Source organism: Mucilaginibacter sp. 14171R-50 (assembly GCF_010093045.1).
Taxonomy (GTDB): Bacteria; Bacteroidota; Bacteroidia; order Sphingobacteriales; family Sphingobacteriaceae; genus Mucilaginibacter.
This window is the reverse complement of sequence record NZ_CP048115.1, coordinates 469367-489621: the sequence shown is the minus strand read 5'-3', so window position 1 is coordinate 489621 and position 20255 is coordinate 469367. Positions and strand designations below refer to the sequence as shown.

Annotated in this window: 23 protein-coding genes; 9 read left to right on the top strand and 14 right to left on the bottom strand. The window is 44.6% G+C overall.

Annotation, left to right across the window (positions count from 1 at the left end):
- Nucleotides 1-28: 28 nt before the first annotated feature.
- Both GWR56_RS02280 and GWR56_RS02275 read right to left on the bottom strand, forming a co-directional pair.
- Entirely contained in the window at nucleotides 29-808 is a 780-nt protein-coding gene (locus GWR56_RS02280) for a hypothetical protein (protein WP_162429552.1), read from the bottom strand.
- A 94-nt stretch (nucleotides 809-902) separates the two neighbouring features.
- Nucleotides 903-1910: an aspartate-semialdehyde dehydrogenase gene (locus GWR56_RS02275; RefSeq protein WP_162429551.1), complete on the bottom strand. Its 1008-nt coding sequence runs from the start codon at nucleotides 1908-1910 to the stop codon at nucleotides 903-905.
- A 232-nt stretch (nucleotides 1911-2142) separates the two neighbouring features.
- Between GWR56_RS02275 and GWR56_RS02270 the strand changes: the two genes are divergently transcribed.
- From GWR56_RS02270 to GWR56_RS02240, 7 genes are all read left to right on the top strand, one after another.
- Nucleotides 2143-3093 carry an NAD-dependent epimerase/dehydratase family protein gene (locus GWR56_RS02270; protein WP_162429550.1) on the top strand — a complete coding sequence of 317 codons (951 nt, stop codon included), beginning with the start codon at nucleotides 2143-2145 and terminating at the stop codon, nucleotides 3091-3093.
- A gap of 103 nt (nucleotides 3094-3196) precedes the next feature.
- Complete coding sequence (locus GWR56_RS02265; protein WP_162429549.1) at nucleotides 3197-3922, top strand: YebC/PmpR family DNA-binding transcriptional regulator; 726 nt, start codon at nucleotides 3197-3199, stop codon at nucleotides 3920-3922.
- Nucleotides 3923-4017: 95 nt separating this feature from the next.
- The gene (locus tag GWR56_RS02260) at nucleotides 4018-4233 is read left to right on the top strand and encodes a DUF2442 domain-containing protein (protein WP_162429548.1); all 216 of its coding nucleotides are present in this window, start codon (nucleotides 4018-4020) and stop codon (nucleotides 4231-4233) included.
- An 83-nt stretch (nucleotides 4234-4316) separates the two neighbouring features.
- Nucleotides 4317-5165 (top strand): hypothetical protein, encoded by an 849-nt coding sequence (locus GWR56_RS02255; RefSeq protein WP_162429547.1) that lies wholly within the window; start codon nucleotides 4317-4319, stop codon nucleotides 5163-5165.
- A gap of 6 nt (nucleotides 5166-5171) precedes the next feature.
- Nucleotides 5172-5573: a hypothetical protein gene (locus GWR56_RS02250; protein WP_162429546.1), complete on the top strand. Its 402-nt coding sequence runs from the start codon at nucleotides 5172-5174 to the stop codon at nucleotides 5571-5573.
- 111 nt (nucleotides 5574-5684) lie between these two features.
- Nucleotides 5685-6194, top strand: coding sequence for a phosphoribosyltransferase family protein (locus GWR56_RS02245; protein WP_162429545.1), 510 nt, complete (start codon nucleotides 5685-5687; stop codon nucleotides 6192-6194).
- A gap of 89 nt (nucleotides 6195-6283) precedes the next feature.
- Nucleotides 6284-6580 carry a GIY-YIG nuclease family protein gene (locus GWR56_RS02240; RefSeq protein ID WP_162429544.1) on the top strand — a complete coding sequence of 99 codons (297 nt, stop codon included), beginning with the start codon at nucleotides 6284-6286 and terminating at the stop codon, nucleotides 6578-6580.
- Nucleotides 6581-6634: 54 nt separating this feature from the next.
- On the opposite strand, the gene GWR56_RS02235 is transcribed toward GWR56_RS02240, so the two are convergent.
- From GWR56_RS02235 to GWR56_RS02225, 3 genes are read right to left on the bottom strand one after another with little or no spacing between them, the layout of a single operon-like run.
- On the bottom strand, nucleotides 6635-7144 hold the full coding sequence (locus tag GWR56_RS02235) for a shikimate kinase (RefSeq protein ID WP_162429543.1): 510 nt from the start codon (nucleotides 7142-7144) through the stop codon (nucleotides 6635-6637).
- The gene (locus tag GWR56_RS02230; protein WP_162429542.1) at nucleotides 7144-8295 is read right to left on the bottom strand and encodes a BT_3928 family protein; all 1152 of its coding nucleotides are present in this window, start codon (nucleotides 8293-8295) and stop codon (nucleotides 7144-7146) included. The genes GWR56_RS02235 and GWR56_RS02230 overlap by 1 nt, the downstream gene beginning before the upstream one ends.
- Nucleotides 8292-8831: a DUF1599 domain-containing protein gene (locus GWR56_RS02225; RefSeq protein ID WP_202925365.1), complete on the bottom strand. Its 540-nt coding sequence runs from the start codon at nucleotides 8829-8831 to the stop codon at nucleotides 8292-8294. Before GWR56_RS02225 ends, GWR56_RS02230 begins: the two co-directional genes overlap by 4 nt.
- Nucleotides 8832-9004: 173 nt before the next feature.
- On the opposite strand from GWR56_RS02225, the gene folP reads away from it, so the two are divergent.
- Nucleotides 9005-9856 carry a dihydropteroate synthase gene (gene folP, locus GWR56_RS02220; protein WP_238395288.1) on the top strand — a complete coding sequence of 284 codons (852 nt, stop codon included), beginning with the start codon at nucleotides 9005-9007 and terminating at the stop codon, nucleotides 9854-9856.
- Nucleotides 9857-9860: 4 nt separating this feature from the next.
- On the opposite strand, the gene GWR56_RS02215 is transcribed toward folP, so the two are convergent.
- The 5 genes from GWR56_RS02215 to recJ form a co-directional block, all read right to left on the bottom strand.
- Complete coding sequence (locus tag GWR56_RS02215; protein WP_162429540.1) at nucleotides 9861-10253, bottom strand: hypothetical protein; 393 nt, start codon at nucleotides 10251-10253, stop codon at nucleotides 9861-9863.
- A 165-nt stretch (nucleotides 10254-10418) separates the two neighbouring features.
- Nucleotides 10419-10808, bottom strand: a complete 390-nt coding sequence (locus tag GWR56_RS02210) for a hypothetical protein (protein WP_162429539.1) — start codon at nucleotides 10806-10808, stop codon at nucleotides 10419-10421.
- 109 nt (nucleotides 10809-10917) lie between these two features.
- Nucleotides 10918-12441 carry a GH3 auxin-responsive promoter family protein gene (locus GWR56_RS02205; RefSeq protein WP_162429538.1) on the bottom strand — a complete coding sequence of 508 codons (1524 nt, stop codon included), beginning with the start codon at nucleotides 12439-12441 and terminating at the stop codon, nucleotides 10918-10920.
- Nucleotides 12442-12553: 112 nt separating this feature from the next.
- Nucleotides 12554-13294 (bottom strand): LPS export ABC transporter ATP-binding protein, encoded by a 741-nt coding sequence (gene lptB / locus GWR56_RS02200; RefSeq protein WP_162429537.1) that lies wholly within the window; start codon nucleotides 13292-13294, stop codon nucleotides 12554-12556.
- 118 nt (nucleotides 13295-13412) lie between these two features.
- On the bottom strand, nucleotides 13413-15122 hold the full coding sequence (recJ, locus tag GWR56_RS02195) for a single-stranded-DNA-specific exonuclease RecJ (RefSeq protein WP_162429536.1): 1710 nt from the start codon (nucleotides 15120-15122) through the stop codon (nucleotides 13413-13415).
- Between the two features lie 144 nt (nucleotides 15123-15266).
- Between recJ and GWR56_RS02190 the strand changes: the two genes are divergently transcribed.
- Nucleotides 15267-15860: a TetR/AcrR family transcriptional regulator gene (locus tag GWR56_RS02190; RefSeq protein ID WP_162429535.1), complete on the top strand. Its 594-nt coding sequence runs from the start codon at nucleotides 15267-15269 to the stop codon at nucleotides 15858-15860.
- 161 nt (nucleotides 15861-16021) lie between these two features.
- Here the strand turns inward: GWR56_RS02190 and GWR56_RS02185 are convergent, their stop codons facing one another.
- The 4 genes from GWR56_RS02185 to GWR56_RS02170 form a co-directional block, all read right to left on the bottom strand.
- Complete coding sequence (locus GWR56_RS02185; protein ID WP_162429534.1) at nucleotides 16022-16918, bottom strand: DUF4835 family protein; 897 nt, start codon at nucleotides 16916-16918, stop codon at nucleotides 16022-16024.
- Nucleotides 16915-18117 (bottom strand): bifunctional phosphopantothenoylcysteine decarboxylase/phosphopantothenate--cysteine ligase CoaBC, encoded by a 1203-nt coding sequence (coaBC, locus tag GWR56_RS02180; RefSeq protein WP_162429533.1) that lies wholly within the window; start codon nucleotides 18115-18117, stop codon nucleotides 16915-16917. Before coaBC ends, GWR56_RS02185 begins: the two co-directional genes overlap by 4 nt.
- Nucleotides 18118-18248: 131 nt before the next feature.
- Nucleotides 18249-18593 (bottom strand): DNA-directed RNA polymerase subunit omega, encoded by a 345-nt coding sequence (locus GWR56_RS02175; RefSeq protein ID WP_162429532.1) that lies wholly within the window; start codon nucleotides 18591-18593, stop codon nucleotides 18249-18251.
- A gap of 17 nt (nucleotides 18594-18610) precedes the next feature.
- Nucleotides 18611-19540 carry an outer membrane protein assembly factor BamD gene (locus tag GWR56_RS02170; RefSeq protein ID WP_162429531.1) on the bottom strand — a complete coding sequence of 310 codons (930 nt, stop codon included), beginning with the start codon at nucleotides 19538-19540 and terminating at the stop codon, nucleotides 18611-18613.
- Nucleotides 19541-20255: the final 715 nt, after the last annotated feature.

Here is a 20255-nt window from a genome sequence, read left to right as displayed (position 1 = left end):
CCGTTTTTATAGTTTTAGTAAAATTAAATTAGCTTTTAACCCTTTCAAAGTAATTGCCATTAAATTTATAGAGAATAAACTTATCAGTTATTTTGCCTTTGTTGTTTACCAGGGGCATTTTAATGGTATTGGTTGCGGCATCAAAGGTAATAGTTGGCCGTAATTCGACAGCTATATCCACGACTGAGAAAAAATCGTAATTGTAGCTGATTTTGTTGCGTAGGCCCGATTGAGTTTTAATAAGTTTAACATTGTCGTTTAACCTACCATTTTCTATCGTAAATAATTTAATACCGGTACTTACATCCTTTGTTGAATAGATGCCGTTATAGACGCCCAGATAATAGGTTTTTGCACCATTTTTAAATGTGTAAAGGTTGCTGTAAAACGGTATGTAAACATCTTGTGTGGTAGTGTACAATATAGCATTTGTTTTTTGCCCGGTTTTGTATTGCATCAGGTTCGAAAAATCGCGCATCGTACCACCCATCCAGGTTTCCCATGAATATATCCTGAACAAACCATCTTTTGAGGTAAAAATATCCAGGTGCGCTTTTTTCAAAGCAGTGAAAGGCTCGGCTATCGTAGATGGGATGTTAATTGCATAGCCCTTTAACTTCGTTTCAAACACATCATTAGCGGCCTCTAACGAATCGCTTGCTCCGTCAACGCCTTTCCGTTGTTGATGGTCCCAATATTCCAGCTTTGTAAACGATCGTAAAAGGTCGGCTTCAATTTTGCCGTTCTGCGCTATTGCAGGAACCGACAAAATAGTTGCAAATACAGCAAGGAGCAATAAACGTTTCATACAAAATAAAAATAGGGATAATCTTTCGACCATCCCTATTAAATATATTTGTTACAGTGCAAAGAACTAATCTCTGATCACAAACCTCTAATCTCTAAACAGCTACAGCCTGCCCTATCAAATTTTTGGCAGCTAAGTACTCTGCAATTTGTACGGCGTTAGTTGCCGCACCTTTACGCAGGTTATCAGATACTATCCAGCAGTTAAGGGTGTTGTCCTGCGTTTCGTCGCGGCGAAGGCGGCCAACAAACACCTCGTCCTTGTCGTGCGCATCAAGCGGCATTGGGTATTTCAGGTTAGCAGTATCATCAACCACTACAATACCCGGCGAATTGGCCAATAGCTCGCGTACCTCGCTCAGGTCAAAATCGTGCAAAAACTCGATGTTCACAGATTCCGAATGACCACCCATAACCGGTATACGCACGGTGGTTGCGGTTACTTTGATAGTTTCGTCGCCCATTATTTTTTTGGTTTCCAATATCATCTTCATTTCCTCTTTGGTGTAACCGTTCTCAGTAAACACATCAATTTGAGGAATAACGTTCAGGTCGATAGTGTAAGGATAAACCTTCGGCCCGTCTATACCTTTACGCTCGTTAAAAAGCTGGTCTACAGCCTTAACGCCTGTACCTGTTACCGATTGATAGGTAGATACTACAACGCGTTTGATCTTGTATTTATCGTGCAGGGGTTTTAACGCCACTACCATTTGTATGGTCGAGCAATTTGGGTTGGCAATGATCTTATCCTCTGCGGTAAGTACATCGGCGTTTACTTCGGGCACAACCAGTTTTTTGGTTGGATCCATACGCCAGGCCGAAGAGTTATCAATAACGGTTATGCCCGCAGCTGCGAATAACGGTGCCTGCTCTAAAGAAGTACTGCCACCCGCGCTAAAAATAGCTACATCGGGCTTTTGTTTAATCGCATCCTCAACAGAAACCACCTTAAACTGCTTACCCTTAAAAGTGATCTCTTTACCAATACTTTTAGCGGAAGCTACGGGAATTAATTCTGTAACGGGGAAGTTGCGTTCGGCAAGAACCTGCAACATTTTAGTGCCAACCAATCCTGTGGCACCTACAACTGCGACTTTCATTTTTTGTTTTAAATTATGAATATGTAAACTAAATGGCAAATATGCGATTTTTTTGCCAAAATGTCTACTAATTTAGTATGCAAAAAATAACGGCGTAAATCATATGTATCGAAAATAATATAATGCATATATAGGGTTTATGGGTGTATTTAAGGCTATTTTGTCAATTCTTTGATGCTTAAAATTCGGGTTCAGGCAAAAAAATTTACCTTTGTACCCAAACCGCGATTGCATGAGCGAAAAGATTTTAGTGATTGGCGCCAATGGGCAAATTGGCACCGAATTGGTAACTGCTTTAAGAAATATACACGGCGCCGAAAACGTTATAGCATCTGATATAAACAGCCCGAATTATGCTATCCGTAATAGCGGCCCGTTTGAGTTTGCTAACGTTCTTGATAAGGATAACCTGCACCATCTGTTTGATAAGCACCGCCCCACGCAGGTTTACCTGCTGGCCGCAATATTATCGGCAGTAGGCGAGCAAAAACCAAAAATGGCCTGGGATTTAAATATGACCGGCTTACTGCATGTGCTTGATTTTGCCGTAGAATTTAAAACTTCAAAAATATTTTGGCCAAGCTCAATAGCAGTATTTGGGCCGCATTCGCCGCAGTACAATACACCGCAGTATTGTATTATGGACCCTAACACGGTTTATGGCTTTAGCAAGCTGGCCGGCGAACGCTGGTGCGAGTATTACCACACTAAATATGGCGTGGATGTACGTAGTTTGCGTTACCCGGGCCTTATAGGATGGCGCGCTAATCCGGGAGGCGGGACCACGGATTACGCCGTACATATTTTCCATGAAGCATTAAAGAAAGGAAAATACCAGGGTTTCCTGTCGGCACAAACGGCTTTGCCCATGATGTATATGGACGATGCCATACGCGCTACCATCAGCCTGATGGATGCCCCTGCAGAAAACCTGAGCATCCGGTCGAGCTATAACCTGGCGGGTATAAGTTTTACGCCAGAGCAACTGGCCGAAGAAATTAAAAAGCATATACCGGGCTTTGAAATGAGCTATGCCGATAATGACCCCCGGCAGGCAATTGCCGATAGCTGGCCAAAATCAATAGATGATACACAGGCACAACAGGATTGGGGCTGGGCTTTGGAGTACGACCTGGCAAAGATCACGGAGGATATGCTAACTAACTTAAAAAATGTAATTTAGAGCCCCCTACCCCCCGAAGGGGGGAACAAGTAGGCTTTATAATGGTATAAACAAAAAATAAAAAATAAATTCCGGCTCCCCCTTTAGGGGGCTGGGGGGTAATATGGGAAGAGCATTTGAATTCCGTAAAGAAAGAAAGTTTAAGCGTTGGGCTAAAATGGCCGTGCAGTTTACCCGCTTGGGCAAAGAGATTGTAATGGCGGTTAAAGCAGGCGGCGGCGACCCTAACACCAACTCGCGCCTGCGCACCGCGGTGCAAAATGCCAAAGCGGTTAATATGCCTAAAGACAGGGTAGAAGCCGCTATAAAGCGTGCTACCAGTCGCGACGAAAAGGATTACGAAGAAATTGTGTACGAAGGCTACGCGCAGCATGGTGTAGCCATACTGGTTGAAACTGCCACTGATAACCTGAACCGTACGGTGGCTAATGTGCGCAGCTATTTTACAAAATACGGCGGCACGTTGGGCAAAACCGGGTCGCTGGATTTTATCTTCAGCCGTAAATCAGTATTTACCTTTGACCCGGGCGACCGCGACCTGGAAGAACTTGAATTTGAATTGATAGACGCCGGGCTCGAAGATCTTTTTGTGGAGGCAGACGAGGAAGGAAACGATATTGCCGTGATACACACTGCATTTGAGGATTTTGGAAAGATGCAGAAAACTTTGGAAGAAAAGGGTATCGAAACCAAATCGGCCAAGTTGGAGCGTATTGCGCAATCAACCACGCCGGTAACCGAAGAGCAGGCTGTAGACGTTTTCAAGATCATCGACCGACTTGAAGAGGATGATGATGTGCAGGCGGTTTATCATAATATGGCGGAATAAGACGATTTCGAATTTCGGAGTTTCGATTTCGGATTTATTTTAAAATAACGAGAGCTGCTTTAGGATTTAGGGTTTAGAATTTAGAATTTTCAATTATGCCTTTATTTTCGTCAAGCAAACAGGAAAAAAAAGTTAAGGTAACCTTTGCTAATGGACTGCTTTTTGTAGAAAAGGCAGATGGAAAGCAACAGGCTTTCCCGCTGGAGTGGTTCCCCAAACTAATGAACGCTACCGACGATGAACGTGAGGACTGGACACAAACAGACAAGGGCATCCACTTTAACAGTCTGGATGTGGATGTGGCCTTGTAATTAAGCAATTTGAAGATGCGGCAATTTGAAGATGACTATCAACTTTCAAATTTTCAAATCAACAAATTTTCAAATTATTTAAAATGACCTTCGAAGAGTTTTTTAACAGGAAGCGGATAGACCTGGTCGCCCTGCGGGCAGCAGAGCCGGCTCTTTACGCTGAATTTGAAAAGCACTTCAACCAGATGGGCGAAAAAAGTTTCGACCACACCAAAAAATACTGGTTCAATAAATTAAGGCTTCAATATCACCTTGCGCCTGAACAAAAGCCTGAAAAGGTACACTTAGAGAATAAACTTGCAGAGCAAACTATCGCTGAAACATTAACAGATAATGTGCCGGCACCATCCGTTGGATTTAAACCGAGGTTTAAACCCGGAATGGGCAAGGCTGCCGATGCAACAAACGACCAAAAGGTTGCCGCACAGGATGACAGTGCAACCGCTACCCCAGAGGTAAACGCAGCTGTAGCAGCTGGAGACCAACTTCCTCCCTTTCAACAGGAGAAAGAGGCAATGCAAGCCGCCGCTGATGCCACGCCACGTACTACAGATGCTGAAGAAGAAGAAAAGCAAACACAAGGCCCGGCTACAAAGCCGGCTGGTTTTAAGCCTCGCTTTAGTATGAAAATGACCCAGGGTAATGCACCACAAACAAAGAAGGTTGAGGCGGAACCAAAGACGGAAGAACCGGGGGACCTTAAACAAACCGAAGCGACAAAGCCTGCAGGCTTTAAGCCGCGCTTTAACATGAAAACAATGGCGCCTAAGCCCGCGGCAGCTACGGATGCACCTGCAGAAACCGAATCTGCGGAGGATAAGTTGATAAACGAAAGTGGGCCTATAGAACCTGTAGCGCCCACAACACCAAAAATTGGCTTCAAACCGAGGTTTAATGCCAAAACCACGAAACCCAAACCACCTGAAGAATAGTGTAATATGGATACCGAAGAACTTTTTAACGAAAACAGGGGAGCGGAGCAACAGCCCAAAAAGGAAAGTCCGCTGGTAAGTTTAGAGCGAGACCTTAAATTTTTTAATGAATCGATCCGGGAGGTAGCTGTCGAGATCATGGTGGAAGGCTTGTCGGCAACACCGATATTTATCGCCCATCAGCACGAAATAAAACTCGGCGAGATGATATTGGACCGCAACGAGCTAAACACCGAGTGGAGCATTCATGCTTCAACCATTGAGGAGTTTATAGAGCGCGGCATCATCAAGGCCGAACTGAAAGAGCGGTTCATGAACACCTACAAAAACCCTAACGATTTTATGTGCCTGTTTGTAGTGGTACCCGAAGGGGCCAACTTCGTGTATTATCCGTACGTTAAAAATTGAAAGGTTGTTGGAACGTTTGAAAGTTAAAATATTGAAACGTTCCTTATATTTACATATCAAAAGCGCTTTAACTTTACAACGGTTCAACCTTATATATTCAACAAACTCTCCATGTCTGATAAAAAGATACTGATATTAAACCAGCAGCAAATACAGCAAAAAATAGACCGTATTGCGTACCAGATATTGGAAGATAATTTTGATGAGAAGGAAATACTGATAGCCGGTATCCTCCCGCGCGGGAACCATGTAGCCGGGCGTTTGAAACTGGTTTTGGATAAGATAGCGCCGTTTAAAAGCCGCCTGCTAACCATCGAACTGGATAAACAAAGCAGCCGGCTACAGGCCAAAACCAACTTTGACGTGCAGGAGTGCAGTAACAAGGTCATCGTTCTGGTTGACGATGTGCTGAACAGCGGCAAAACACTGGCCTATGGCTTTGGTGTGTTCCTGGATGTGCCGTTAAAAAAGCTGCGTACCGTAGTACTCATCGACCGTAACCACAAAAATTTCCCGGTGACTACAGACTATGCAGGCGTAGCCCTTTCAACCGTGATAAAAGAGCACGTTGATGTTGTTTTAGACGAAGCCGGACAGGAAGATGCTGTTTATTTGAGGTAGAATTACTAAAGTCTTTCTCCAATATGTCATTGCGAGCGTAGCGTGGCAATCTCATAGGACAGATAAGCGCTTCCCTAATTATTGTTCAGATGAAAATTCACCAATATTACGTTTATATTATTACCAACAATTCTAATAACGTACTTTATACGGGTGTCACAAATAATATCCTTGAACGTATCATTCAACATAAAGGGAAGGCTAATCAAGGTTTTTCGGCAAAGTATCAATGCAACAAACTTGTTTATTATGAAGAATTTCAATGGGTACAAGATGCTATCGCACGCGAAAAGCAAATAAAGGCCGGATCGAGAAAAAAGAAAATTGATTTAATTGTTTTGGAAAATCCTGAATGGAATGATCTAAGTGCAGGGTGGCACGATTAAAAGCAGCCCGCGGATATGCTGAGATTGCCACGCTATGCTCGCAATGACAATAGGCTAAATATTAACGTTTATTATCCCAATCAACTTTTCAACGCTCATATCCATCCCATCAACAATATGTGTAGCTTTTAGGTAAAAGCCTTCGCGTTCGGCTAATTTGTGTTCGATGAATGTTACCAGTTCGTCGCCTTTTTTGCCTTGCAATACAGGGCGCGGGGTTTTAGCATTTTCTAAACGATTAGCTAATGCCTTTGGCGATAATTGTATGTAAAGGGTTTGCCCATGGCTATTCATCCAAGCCATGTTGTCAAAAAAGCAAGGCAAGCCACCTCCGGTAGATACAATTGTATTTTGGGGATATGCAGTTGTTTTTAATATTTCGCTTTCCAGGTTTCGAAACGCGGTTTCGCCGTGTGATGCGAAATACTCAGCTACGGTAGAGCCTACTTTAGCCTCGAGCGTATGGTCAAGATCGATGAAATCGTACCCTAACCCTGCGGCCAGTTTACGGCCCCATGATGTTTTGCCGCAGCCCATAAATCCAACTAAAAATATTAAACCCATTATTGCTTACTCAGGTAATTTTTAACCAGCTCATCGTACTTAGGCATGTTATGAAAATGCCATTTATTGATAACGGTGCCATTTTTTAGCAGGATAATACCCGGGTTAGAACGCACCATAGTTTTCAGCGGTACGCCGTCGGCATAAAATAACTCGCTCACAAGTTTATGTTCTTTTGCAAATTTTTGGGCGCCCTCGGGAGCGTTGGAAGTTAAAAATATAACGCGTGTGTTGTAATTCTGAATAAGGGTTGCAGCTAACGCGTTGCTACGGTTTACAGCATCAGCGTTAGTATCGTCAAGATTGTACGCTACTATCCAAAGACTATAGAATGGGCTGGACAATAATTCCTGGTTATAATTATTACCCTGCGCATCCTGAATGTTCAGGTCGCGTATTTTGGGTTCAAACCCTTTTTTAACCAGGCGGCTTTCGGGGTTGCCCTGTACCTGCCAATTGGCATCCTTCCATATGCCCGATTTCAGGTATTCCTTATCGGTCATGGTTTTTGTTTCCTTTGTTTTTTTGTTGATAAGCTTGTAGTTGATCTCAAACTCGTCCGGTACAGCATCCGGCGGGGTCTTCATTTCTTCCAGGATATTAGCGCCGATCTTGTAGGGCAGAAAATCTATCACCGGTAAAAAATTGTAAGTATACAGGCCAAAACCTATTGATACTATAGCCGCGCCAAGTAACAGCTTGTCGCCGGTTTTGGCGTTGGTTAATGGTTTTATGCTTTTACGGTTGATAAACAGCACCAACACCAGCAGCAGCAATATCATGTCTTTAATAAAGGATTGCCAGGGAGTAAGCGGTATGGCATCGCCAAAGCAACCGCAGGTTTGCACCACTTTAAAGTAAGCCGAATAAAAGGTAAGGAAACCGAAAAAGATAATAAGCAGCAGCAAGCCCCAAACTACTTTTACAGCACGCACGCCAACAAGCAGGGCAAAACCCAATATCATTTCCAGCGCGCAAAGTAAAACCGACAAGCTTAATGCAAACCCGTTTAGCCAAGTTATGTGAAATACCTCGAAGTATTCTTCAAGCTTGTACGAGAAACCCAGAGGGTCGTTTGCCTTTATCAGCCCCGAAAAAATGAACAGCAGCCCAACAGCTATCCGGCAAAACCACACTAACGCATTTTTCATTTTACACCCAGTTTTATCAGCGCAAACACCGCATAATTAAGCATATCCTGGTAATTGGCTTTTACGCCTTCGGATGCCAGGGTTTGGCCCTTGTTATCCTCTATTTGCTTTACACGCAACAGTTTCATTAGTATCAGGTCGGTTAACGAACTGATACGCATATCGCGCCATGCCTCGCCATAGTCGTGATTTTTAGCAAACATCAGTTCCTTGGTTTCGCTTACCTTGCTGTCAAATAGCGTTTCTACCTCGGCGGCATCCAGTTCGGTAGGGGTTTGCGGGCCGCAATCCAGCTGCATCATGGCTATAACGCAATAGTTTACGATGCCTATATACTCACCGGTAATGTCCTCGTCAACTTTAGAAACTTTTTTTTCTTCGAGGGTACGGATGCGCTGCGCTTTAATAAATATCTGGTCGGTGATGGATTCGATACGTAGGATGCGCCATGCGGTACCATAGTCGCGGGTTTTTTTAAGGAAAAGGCCCCTGCAAATATTTATTATCGCTTCGTATTCTGCTGCTGTGTTAGTCACTTTTGTTGTAATGTTGTAATGTTGTAAAGTTGTAATGTTATAATTGCGGTTGCGGGGCGAGCGATTACCCTTGTGCTCCTTGTGAGAAAGGTGCCGCATAATATGTCTAAGATTTGAACAAAGTTACCTTAACTTTACAACATTCAAACTTTTCAACGTTTCAACAGAACAACGTGGCTAAAGATACATTTTTTCAGAAAAAGGCAACCATAAATGCAGGGGGTAAATTGATTGATCTTTCGCGGCCGAAGGTGATGGGTATTATCAATATCACACCCGATTCGTTTTACGCGGGCAGCCGTAAAACCGGTAAAAATGATATATTACAGCAAGCCGGAAAAATGCTGAACGATGGTGCCACTTTTTTGGATATTGGCGCTTACTCGTCCCGGCCCGGTGCCGATGATATATCGGTGCAGGAAGAGACCGACCGCCTGCTGCCCGCAATAGAAGCTATTGTAAAGAATTTCCCTGAAGCTGTTATTTCTGTAGATACCTTTAGGGCTAAAGTTGCCGAAGAGGCCATAAAAGCCGGCGCACATATCATTAACGATATATCCGGCGGCGAACTGGATGAAGATATGTTTGATACCGTTGCCCGTTTGCAGGTACCATATGTTTTAATGCACATGAAGGGCAACCCCAAAACCATGCAGCGGCTGGCCAGTTATGGAGATGTATTTGCAGAGGTGTATGATTATTTTGTAAAGAAAATATACCGGCTTAAACAATTAGGAGTACACGATATTATCATAGATCCAGGCTTTGGTTTTGCAAAAAAACCTGAGCATGGCTACGCGCTGATGAGCCGTTTGCAGGAGTTGGAAAGGCTGCAATTGCCGATCCTTGCAGGCATATCGCGCAAAAAAATGATCTATGGGTTGCTGGGTATTGCGGCGGAAGAAGCGCTAAACGGAACCACCGTACTTAATACCATAGCACTTACAAAAGGCGCGAATATTTTGCGGGTGCATGATGTAAGGGAGGCCGTAGAAGCGATAAAAATATATGAGGCCTGCAGGTAATTCCTTATTTTATTTTCGCATAAACTGATGTGATGCCATCAGCAATAGAGGTGCCAATATAAATGGTGTCCTTTTTCATGGCAAAAGCATCTTTATAATCTATATTCACAAACTCGATATTACCCTGCTTATAACCTTGCTCGATATTTGTTATTTTAATATGGAATTTGCCGGCGCTGGTGACCTTATTGCTGTCAATTTTTGAATAAGTGCTATCGCTGTTAAATTGATAGATATCCCCATTGCCAGGTGGATAGTATCCAACAGTGCCGCTAAAGCCGCCGGATTTTGACCGTAACTCCCATTTGCCGAAAAGCCCCGGGCTAAGCGCCGTTTTTTCTTTTTTGCAGGATGCAAGGCATGCTAAAATTGCTACGCAGAATAAGATCTTTTTCACGTTTTGAGCGGTTATAATGGCATTACGCAAGGATTGGGTTTTGCGTTACAGCAATATGTAAATAAAAGCGGCAGAATATGGCGGCCGGAGGCCTTACAATAATTCTCACTCGGCAGGAGCCGAGCGAGTGCGGTGGTGTAGGAGCAGTAAATATTTATAATGCTGTCACCTCTTTACCCTGACATATTTATAACTTGGTCCATCTGCTGCCGAACTGCCTATAATAATAGTATCAGCCTTAAACGTAAACGCGTCAGTATACGCCGGGTTTGTAAAGGTGATGGTACCAAATTTATAACCGTTGCGCTCTTCGGTGAGGTTTACGGTATATGAGCCCCTTGTTTGTACTTTGTTTGCGTCGGTTTTTACGTATTTGCTGTTAAGGGTGATCACATATTGATCTCTATTATCGTCAGTCACATCTTCCCCGGGGCCGAACCCACCTACAATCGCTTTTAGTTCCCATGTTCCGTTAAGGGTTTGGATAGCGGGTTGATCTTTTTTACAGGATACCAGGCCGATAACTACAGCCACAAACAGTATAGCTTTTTTCATTTTTTTCATTTTATAAAGCTATTACGGCTATTAAACGGCGCGCGATACAGGTATTTGGTTAAATGATGATTAAGATTTTGTTAATTCAACGTAACCCGACCCACGCAACTCAATTGATGATCGGTTCCGCCATCTTCAAAATCGAATCCACATATTCGCGATTATTGGCAAGGCGCGGCACCTTATGCTGGCCGCCAATTTTTCCTTTCTCCTTCATCCAGTTAAAGAAAGTATTTTGGGCCATTATCCTCACCTGCGGGCGGCGGAGCGCCATATCTTTAAAACGCTTGGCATCATAATCGGAGTTTACGCGGCGCAGGGTTTCATCGAGCAGGTCAACAAAGCGTTCAAATTCTGCCGGTCTTTTCTCAAATTCAATAAGCCATTCGTGTGCGCCGCATTCGTCATCGCTAAAGTAAACAGGCGCGGCGGTATAATCGCGGATGATGGCCCCGGTTTGTGAGCAGGCCTCGGCAAGGGCGCGTTCGGCGTTATCGATGATCAGTTCTTCGCCAAAGGCATTAATGAAGTGCTTGGTGCGACCTGTTATCTGGATGCGATAGGGTACCAGCGAGGTGAACCTTACGGTATCGCCTATCATGTATCGCCATAAACCGGCGTTGGTAGTGATGATAAGCGCGTAATTCTTATTCAGCTCAACCTCGTACAATGTAAGTGTTTTAGGGTTCTCTTCGTGCAGGTTCTCTATCGGCAAAAATTCGTAAAAAATGCCGTAATCAAGCATCAACAGTAATTCGCCGGGTTTTTCCAGATCCTGTATGCCAAAGAAGCCTTCGGATGCGTTGTACGTTTCCAGGTAGTACATGTCATCGGTAGGGATAAGTTTCCTGAACTGCTCGCGGTAAGGCGTAAAATTTACCGCGCCGTGAAAATATAACTCAAGGTTCGGCCAAACCTCCAGCAGGTTCTTTTTTCCGGTTATTTCAAGAATCCGTTTAAACAGCAGGATATTCCAGGTAGGTACACCACTTATACTGGTTACGTTTACATCCTTGGTGGCATGTGCCATCTTTTCGATCTTTTCTTCGAAATTCTCCAGCAGGGCAATATCCAGATGAGGAGTACGGCAAAACTCGGCCCAGAGGGGCAGGTTTTTCATGATCACCGCTGATAAGTCGCCAAAAAATGTATCGGCATTTAACTGACCGACCTGGTGACTGCCGCCGAGTGTTAAACTTTTTCCTGTAAATATTCGAGCATTTGGCCGGTTGTTAAAGTATAGGGTAAGCATATCCTTACCACCCTTAAAATGGCATTCTTCCAGTGATTCCTCGCTTACGGGGATGAATTTACTCCGGTCGCTGGTGGTGCCTGATGATTTGGCAAACCAGCGGATCTCTGACGGCCAAAGCACATTTTGTTCGCCTTTAAGCATCCGTTCGATATAAGGCTTTAGCGTATCATAGTTTTGGATAGGTACACGCTCTTTGAACTGTACAAGGTTTTCGATGCTTTTATAACCGTATTGCTTGCCCCACTCGGTGTTTTCGGCACCCGCAATAAGTTGCTCAAACCACTCCTCCTGCACCTCGTTGGGGTATTTCATAAAAAGCTCTATCTGGTGGATACGCTTTTTCATGAACCAGGTAAAAACAGAGTTGAATATGGTCATAAGTAGTTAATAGTTCATAGTTAATGGTTCATAGATAGTATATGATCCTCATGGCGCTCTATGAACCATGAACTATCATCTATGAACAACTCACCTTTCCCAAAGATAAAAGTTATTGCGGAAATGTTTTTCTTTTCAATACGAAGTTAGCGCCCAGGTAAACCTTACGCACCATCTCGTTTTCGGCCAGTACCTCGGGTACGCCAGATTCCAGTATCTTACCTTCAAATAGCAGGTAGGCACGGTCGGTGATGGAAAGGGTCTCCTGCACGTTGTGGTCGGTTATCAGGATGCCGATATTGCGGTGCTTTAATTTGGCAACCATAGCCTGGATCTCTTCAACCGCAATTGGATCTACGCCCGCAAAGGGCTCGTCGAGCAGGATAAAGTTGGGCTCGGCAGCCAGTGCGCGCGCTATTTCGGTACGGCGTCGCTCACCTCCCGATAGCAGGTCGCCGCGGTTACGGCGTACCTTGTGTAAACTGAACTCATCTATCAGTTCTTCCAGTTTATCCCGCTGTTTTTCCTTACTCATTTTGCCCATTTCCAAAACAGCCTTAATATTGTCCTCAACCGAAAGCTTGCGAAAGACCGATGCTTCCTGCGCCAGGTAACCGATGCCTTTTTGCGCGCGGCGATACATAGGGTCTGTAGTTATATCTTCATCGTCTAAAAATATTTTGCCTTCGTTGGGCTTTATCAAACCCACTATCATATAAAACGAAGTGGTTTTACCGGCCCCGTTTGGGCCAAGCAAGCCTACGATCTCGCCCTGCGATACATTGAACGTTACATCGTTCACCACGCTGCGCTGCTTATATTTTTTTACTAAACTTTCTGCCCTCAGTATCATTAATTCAAAATTCTGTTACCGCTTTAACGGATTTTAACGCTTGTAATTGCCTATCAGGAGATTGCTTCATTCCTCGCAATGACGTTGCTAATTTTCGATAGAAACTAATCTCCGATCACTATTCACTAATCTCTAACCTAATCGCTTTTATATTTAATTGTATGCTGCGTTGCTCGCGCCATACGTTTTCTTCAATGGTATAACAAATATCAAACGGCACGCCCGGCTTAAGTTGCGGCAACAATTCGGCCTGGTTAAATGCTATGCTGCTAAACGCTGCCGAACCAGGCTGTACAATAAACATTTTTATGTGATTGCTGCCTACTAAACCCGCATTACCGCTAACATACACATTTTTGCTGAGGAATACCGGCGACATATTCTCTGGCCCAAACGGTGCAAACTGACTCAGGATCCTGAAAAATTTCGCATCGATATCTTTAAGGTCAATCTCGGCATCTATACTTATTTGCTGTACCAGCAGGTCGTCAGTGATGGTGGTGCTAACAACTTCTTCAAATTTTTCTATAAAAGCCGGGACGTTTTCGGGATGCATGGTTAAGCCTGCGGCATATTTGTGCCCCCCGAATTGGATGAGCAGTTCGGAGCATCCGCAAAGCGCCTCGTAAAGGTCGTAACCTAAAACGGAGCGGGCCGAGCCGGCCACATGGCCGTTTGAGCGGGTAAGCACTACCGTTGGCCGGTAATACTTTTCGGTAAGGCGCGATGCCACGATGCCGATAACGCCCTTGTGCCAGTTCTCGTTAAACACCACGGTAGATTTACGGGCTATCATTACCTCATCGTTATCTATCATGCCCAGTGCTTCGTCGGTAATTTGCTGGTCGTGACCCTTACGTTCGGCGTTGCGGAGGTTGATCATGTCGCCTTTTTCTTTCGCGGCCTCTTCATGACAGGCTATCAGCAACTCAACGGCATGTTTGGCGTCGTCAATGCGTCCGGCAGCATTAATGCGCGGGCCTAACAAAAATACCACATCGCTTATGGTGTAGGTGCCTGTTCGGCCGGCTACCTGCATCAACATATTTACACCGATGCACGGGTTTTCGTTTATTTTTTGCAGCCCTAAATGTGCCAGTACCCGGTTTTCGCCTGTAATGTGCACAATATCGCAGGCTATGCTGATGGCCACCAGGTCGAAGTATTCAACGACCCCTTCAAATGGCAGGTTGTGTTTATCAGACCAGGCCTGTATCAGCTTTAAGCCTATACCACATCCCGAAAGTTCTTTGTATGGGTACCCGCAATCGGCACGTTTTGGGTCGAGCACTGCAATGGCAGCAGGCAATCCTTCGCCGGGCAGGTGGTGGTCGCAGATGATAAAATCAACACCCAAAGTATTTGCATAGGCTATTTTATCTACCGATTTTATACCACAATCTAAAGCTATAATTAAACTGAAGCCGTTTGCTGCAGCGTAATCAATGCCGGCTGTGGATATACCGTAACCCTCTTTGTACCTGTCGGGAATGTAGTATTCTATGTTTTGGTGGATCTTTTTAAAGAAGCTGTAAACCAGGGCGACGGCTGTCGTGCCATCTACATCATAATCGCCGTAAACTAATATTTTCTCGTCGTTTGTAATAGCCTGCTCAATACGATCTATAGCTTTTTCCATATCCTGCATCAGGAACGGATCGTGAAGATGCAGGGGGCTCGGGCGGAAAAAGTATTTGGCCTCGTCAAAATTGGTAACCCCCCGGCGGACGAGCAAGGATGACAGAACGGGGTTTATATTTAGCTGCTCAGAAAGTTGCTGTATAATAGCCTCATCTGCCGCATCTTTTAATACCCACCGTTTAGTCATAAATAGTTTATCGCTTAAAAAGAGTAAAGATAACTAATGGTTGATAAACGCAGGCGCAGTGTTTAAATTTTAATAGAGGTGAATAAATTAGGAAAGCATTGAAGTTTAAAGTATGTTTACATACATACCATTTAGTATTCAGTTATGTCAAAGGCAGCTACTACGCGTACTATGATCCTGACCAAATCTTTCGAGCTTATTTATAAGCAAGGTTACCAGGCCACCAGTATTGATAACATACTGGCCACTACTAAGGTTACCAAGGGCGCATTCTTCTATCATTTTAAAAACAAGGACGAGATGGGGCTGGCGATGATCAACGAGATCATCTTTCCGGGTATGTACGCCAGCTTAGTGAAACCCTTGTTAGAAGCAAAAAGCCCGGTTACTGATATTTACGAAATGATGCGGAATGTATTGCTGAAGGTGCCTTTTTTAAGGGCAAAATATGGATGCCCCGTTGTAAACCTGATAGAAGAAATGGCGCCGCTGAACGAAGATTTTAAGCAGGCTCTTTTAAAATTAACCGACCAATGGCAGGATGCTATAAAAGAAAGCATAGACCAGGGCAAGGCATCTAAGCAAATTCGGGAGGATGTAAATGCGGGACATGTAGCCTGCTTTGTGGTTGCAGGGTACGCCGGTATCCGTGGTATGGGTAAAGCGATGGGTTCAGCGTGCTATAATGTTTACCTGGCCGGGTTGAAAAATTACCTGAAGCAATTAGAGGCGGTTTGAATTAAACGTACTAATTGGTATGTGACATTCTTTGATGATCATCCCATTAAAACACCTTACATCAGCCAAAAATTCCTGAAAAAAACAGAGAAATTTACCGGTTAATTGAACCTTTGAATTGGTTTTGCGGATTAGTATTTAATGTTTAGAATTTCCGCTACCTACTTCCCTTTTAAGGTTTGGTATTTACCACCGTTTGCCGGATCGGCCAGTGATAGGGTGTTCATGGCCTGCATCCTGTCCTGGGGGGAGGCGTTGCTGAATATAGATACCAGCTCGGCATTTTTGGCAGTGAAAAAAGCCAGCGGAAAATACGAACCTAAACGCTTGCGGTCTACCTGGCTCAGCACCGGCAGTATGCTGCTAATGTACCTGCGGCTCTTCGCCGCATCATTGGCCATCATATCAAGGCCGTTACGGTGATAGTTATAAATAAATTCGCGCAGGTTGTTGTAAAGCTTATTGTTCAGGTTCTCTGCCAGCCAATAGCGGTTAAGGTTACTGTCAAACGCCTTCCATCCTTTAAAAGATGTGGTTTGCGCATTAATGGCAACTGTTTGCGCGTTTAAAAAATACGGTGTGCCGCCATATTTCGAGAACGAGTCGTAATCCATGCCTACAATGATATAAGCGTAAAACGCCATTACCGAGCTCAGGTTACTTTGAAAGTTCTGGTCGCTGTAGTCGATGGTTTGGCCTTCCGTGTAGGTAAAATCAAAATCCTTATCATTGATATTAAGCAGGGTAGTGCTGTAAGCTGTGTTAAACACCGGCCTTGATGATTGTACCTGCAACTCCCCGGTAAAATTACTGCTGCCATCCCAGGCGGTAATATTCAATACAAAATTGCAATCAATACGTTCCTGCGGGGCAATATCATCAGCGCTCCATTTCCGGCCATTCAAAAAATCTTTCATGGCGGTTTCCAAAGTTTGCAATACGCGCTTATTGGTAACCTGTATTTTGGGCGCCACAACTTTTACGCGTGCGTTCAGGTCCTGCGCCTGCACGGCGCAGCACGTGAAAAACAGCACGGCAATAGTTATATATCTTTTCATTTTTTTAGCAATTCTGTCAGCTTGATGCAAATGTCCCGTGCTACTTCGGCCTTGTTTTTAAGCCCAAAAGTGGTTTTTTGCAGTTCGCGGTCAATCAGGGTTACTTTGTTCGTGTCATTTTTAAAGCCGGCACCCGCATCGTTCAACGAATTTAGCACAATCAAATCTAAGTTTTTCTTTTGCAGTTTTTCTATCGCGTACTGCTCTTCGTTCTGGGTTTCCAGGGCAAAGCCAACCAGTATCTGCCCCGCATGCTTTTGGCCGCCAAGGGTTTTTAATATGTCGGTAGTTTTCTTCAGTTCAATGGAAAGGCCGTCGTCGTGCTTTTTTATTTTTTGTGCAGCCACTGTTGCCGGGGTATAATCGGCAACGGCGGCGCACATCACGCAGGCGTTAACAGTAGGAAAATACGTTAAGCATTGCTGCAGCATATCTGCCGCGCTGGTAACGTCTATTCGTTTGATGCTTTTGTATTTGCTTGCCTGCGCGGTTGGCCCTGCAATTAAGGTAACATCTGCCCCGAGCGAGGCCAGCTCATCTGCCAGTGCAAAGCCCATTTTACCTGATGAGTGGTTGCCGATAAATCGCACCGGATCGATAGCCTCATAAGTTGGCCCTGCGGTAACTAATACCTTTTGGTTAAACAACGGCAGCTTCTCTTTGATATCGTTTGTCAGGAAGGCAATTATTTCTTCCGGTTCGGCCATGCGGCCTTCGCCGTGCAGGCCGCTTGCCAGTTCGCCGGTACCGGGCGGGATCAGGATATTTTCGAATGACTGCAGCGCGGTTATGTTGTGCTGTGTGCTTTCATGCTTCCACATATCCAGGTCCATAGCGGGGGCAAAGTATACCGGGCACTTTGCCGACAGGTAAACCGCTGTAAGCAGGTTATCAACCAACCCGGTTGCCATTTTTGCCATAGTATTGGCGCTTGCCGGGGCCATGATCATGGCATCGGCCCAAAGTCCAAGCTCTACATGGTTGTTCCACTCGCCGGTTTCGGGCTTAAAATAATCTGAATAAACCGGGCGTTTAGATAGGGTAGATAAGGTAAGCGGTGTAATGAAGTTGGTGGCATCGGGGGTCATTATCACCTGTACCTGCGCCCCGGCCTTTACCAGCAGCCTCACCAGTGTTGCCGATTTATAGGCCGCAATGCTGCCGCAAACCCCTAAAATTATCTTTTTATCCTCAAGCATAAGCCCCCTAACCCCCAGAAGGGGGAATTAAGATCAAATATATAAATAGCTATCGTTAATAAACAAATAAAGCCCCTCTCGTAAACGAGAAGGGCCTGATATTTTCAGTTCCCCCTTCAGGGGGCCGGGGCTTAAAGCTCTTTTGCTTCTTTCGCCGGGTTGCGGTAGTAAATTTTATTGTCTAAAAATTCCTGAACGGCTACCAGGGTAGGTTTAGGTAATTTTTCGTAATATTTTGATATCTCTATCTGCTCGCGGTTTTCAAATACCTCTTCCAGGTTATCATTAGCCGATGCAAATTCAGAAAGTTTTTGGTGCAACTCTTCTTTGATGTTGTTTGATATCTGGTTGGCCCTTTTTGACATAATTACCAACGACTCGTATATATTATCGGTTCTCATATCCAGTTCACGCAGGTCGCGGGTAACTGTACTGCTGGCTACAGCCGGCTTGTTTGCTGGGTTATTAACGTTCATGTCTTTTTATATCTTTATTAATATGGTATTTTTTGATTGTCCCTGTCTTTTATTGATGGCGGCTGCGATGTTACGGTGTCTTTATTGGCCACCTTTTGAGCCAGCTTTGGGTTTGCCATAACTTCGGCCATAAACTTTTTAGCTTTTATGGCATTTTGTTCGCTGTCTTTTTTATAATCTGCAGCTTCTTTTAAAAATTTGCTCGAAGGGTATTTTTCGATAAACTCGTCGGCAAAGGCAGCAGCCTGGTTAAAACGCTCTTCCTGCCTGTTCTCGCGGCTAACCTTTGCGTACTCGTACTGGGCGCGTATGGTTAAAAACTCCAGTTCTTCGGCGTATTTGGTGTCCGGGTAATCGCGCAGGGTGTTGCCAAATGCAATAACTGCCGATTGGTAATCGCCAATGGTTAAATATAATTTAGCGTTGGCATATGATTTTTGCTCCAGCTTATCGCGCAGGTTCTGTATCAGCTTGCTTGCCTCGGTAACACGGTCGCTTTTTGGATAAAGATTGATAAACAACTGTAACGACTCGATGGCCTTGGTGGTGTTCTCCTGGTCTAAAGAGTATATAGGCGAATCTAAATAATAACAATAAGCGGCAATAAAGCGGCACTCCTCGGCCCGGGGGCTTGATGGGTACGTATCTGCAAATGTTTTAAAATGGAACCTGGCCGAAGTATAATCCTTAAGCCTGTAATTGGTGTAGGCGTAATAGTAAAATAAATCTTCGGCCTCGGCGCGGCCGCGGTAACGGGTTACCAGGTCTTCAAATAAGCCCAGGGCTTTGGTGTAATCCTTTTTATTATAAAATTTTACCGCTTCCTGGTATTTTTTAGCGTTATCGTTACTCGCTTTTAACTTTTCGTATTTGCTTTTACAACTGCCAAGCGTAACAATAAGCAGGAACATTACGCCCGAAAATATGAGTAGTTGCTTTTTAAACATTTTGCAAAGATAGTTGAATATTATAAATCAGTCAATTATTTATTTAGTGGACGAATATATAACGGTAAAAGCGCACCTTATATATATAGGTGTAGTATTTAACATCTTTTAACGTATGGGGAAAGTGCCGGGGTTCAATTAAGCGGACTAACCCCTCCCTGCCAGCACACACGGCAATCGCACCCCTCCCCAGGGAAGGAATTTTATATTCTCTAAACGCCTGCGGTGTTGTTAAAAAAAGCGGGGGTTTGTGCGATTCCCACCCAACGGGAGGGTGTAGGGAGGGGTTAATTAAGCGGACTAACCCCTCCCTGCCAGCATACACGGCAATCGCACCCCTCCCCAGGGAAGGAATTTTATATTCTCTAAACGCCTGCGGTATTGTTAAAAAAAAGCAGGGCTTTGTGCGATTCCCTCCCAGCGGGAGGGTGTAGGGAGGGGTTTAATTAAGCGGACTACCCCTCCCTGCCAGCACACACGGCAACCGTATCCCTCCCCAGGGAGGGAATTTATATCCTCTGAACGCCTGCGGTGTTGTTAAAAAAAGCAGGGGTTTGTGCGATTCCCTCCCAACGGGAGGGTGTAGGGAGGGGTTTAATTAAGCGGACTAACCCCTCCCTGCCAGCACACACGGCAACCGCACCCCTCCCCAGGGAAGGAATTTTATATTCTCTAAACGCCTGCGGTGTTGTTAAAAAAAGCGGGGGTTTGTGCG

Excerpts from the sequence above, each read along its gene's own strand:
- GWR56_RS02280 (WP_162429552.1), bottom strand. The coding sequence starts at position 808 with ATGAAACGTTTATTGCTCCTTGCTGTATTTGCAACTATTTTGTCGGTT.
- GWR56_RS02275 (WP_162429551.1), bottom strand. The coding sequence starts at position 1,910 with ATGAAAGTCGCAGTTGTAGGTGCCACAGGATTGGTTGGCACTAAAATG.
- GWR56_RS02270 (WP_162429550.1), top strand. The coding sequence starts at position 2,143 with ATGAGCGAAAAGATTTTAGTGATTGGCGCCAATGGGCAAATTGGCACC.
- GWR56_RS02265 (WP_162429549.1), top strand. The coding sequence starts at position 3,197 with ATGGGAAGAGCATTTGAATTCCGTAAAGAAAGAAAGTTTAAGCGTTGG.
- GWR56_RS02260 (WP_162429548.1), top strand. The coding sequence starts at position 4,018 with ATGCCTTTATTTTCGTCAAGCAAACAGGAAAAAAAAGTTAAGGTAACC.
- GWR56_RS02255 (WP_162429547.1), top strand. The coding sequence starts at position 4,317 with ATGACCTTCGAAGAGTTTTTTAACAGGAAGCGGATAGACCTGGTCGCC.
- GWR56_RS02250 (WP_162429546.1), top strand. The coding sequence starts at position 5,172 with ATGGATACCGAAGAACTTTTTAACGAAAACAGGGGAGCGGAGCAACAG.
- GWR56_RS02245 (WP_162429545.1), top strand. The coding sequence starts at position 5,685 with ATGTCTGATAAAAAGATACTGATATTAAACCAGCAGCAAATACAGCAA.
- GWR56_RS02240 (WP_162429544.1), top strand. The coding sequence starts at position 6,284 with ATGAAAATTCACCAATATTACGTTTATATTATTACCAACAATTCTAAT.
- GWR56_RS02235 (WP_162429543.1), bottom strand. The coding sequence starts at position 7,144 with ATGGGTTTAATATTTTTAGTTGGATTTATGGGCTGCGGCAAAACATCA.
- GWR56_RS02230 (WP_162429542.1), bottom strand. The coding sequence starts at position 8,295 with ATGAAAAATGCGTTAGTGTGGTTTTGCCGGATAGCTGTTGGGCTGCTG.
- GWR56_RS02210 (WP_162429539.1), bottom strand. The coding sequence starts at position 10,808 with ATGAAAAAAGCTATACTGTTTGTGGCTGTAGTTATCGGCCTGGTATCC.
- GWR56_RS02205 (WP_162429538.1), bottom strand. The coding sequence starts at position 12,441 with ATGACCATATTCAACTCTGTTTTTACCTGGTTCATGAAAAAGCGTATC.
- lptB (WP_162429537.1), bottom strand. The coding sequence starts at position 13,294 with ATGATACTGAGGGCAGAAAGTTTAGTAAAAAAATATAAGCAGCGCAGC.
- recJ (WP_162429536.1), bottom strand. The coding sequence starts at position 15,122 with ATGACTAAACGGTGGGTATTAAAAGATGCGGCAGATGAGGCTATTATA.
- GWR56_RS02190 (WP_162429535.1), top strand. The coding sequence starts at position 15,267 with ATGTCAAAGGCAGCTACTACGCGTACTATGATCCTGACCAAATCTTTC.
- GWR56_RS02185 (WP_162429534.1), bottom strand. The coding sequence starts at position 16,918 with ATGAAAAGATATATAACTATTGCCGTGCTGTTTTTCACGTGCTGCGCC.
- coaBC (WP_162429533.1), bottom strand. The coding sequence starts at position 18,117 with ATGCTTGAGGATAAAAAGATAATTTTAGGGGTTTGCGGCAGCATTGCG.
- GWR56_RS02175 (WP_162429532.1), bottom strand. The coding sequence starts at position 18,593 with ATGAACGTTAATAACCCAGCAAACAAGCCGGCTGTAGCCAGCAGTACA.
- GWR56_RS02170 (WP_162429531.1), bottom strand. The coding sequence starts at position 19,540 with ATGTTTAAAAAGCAACTACTCATATTTTCGGGCGTAATGTTCCTGCTT.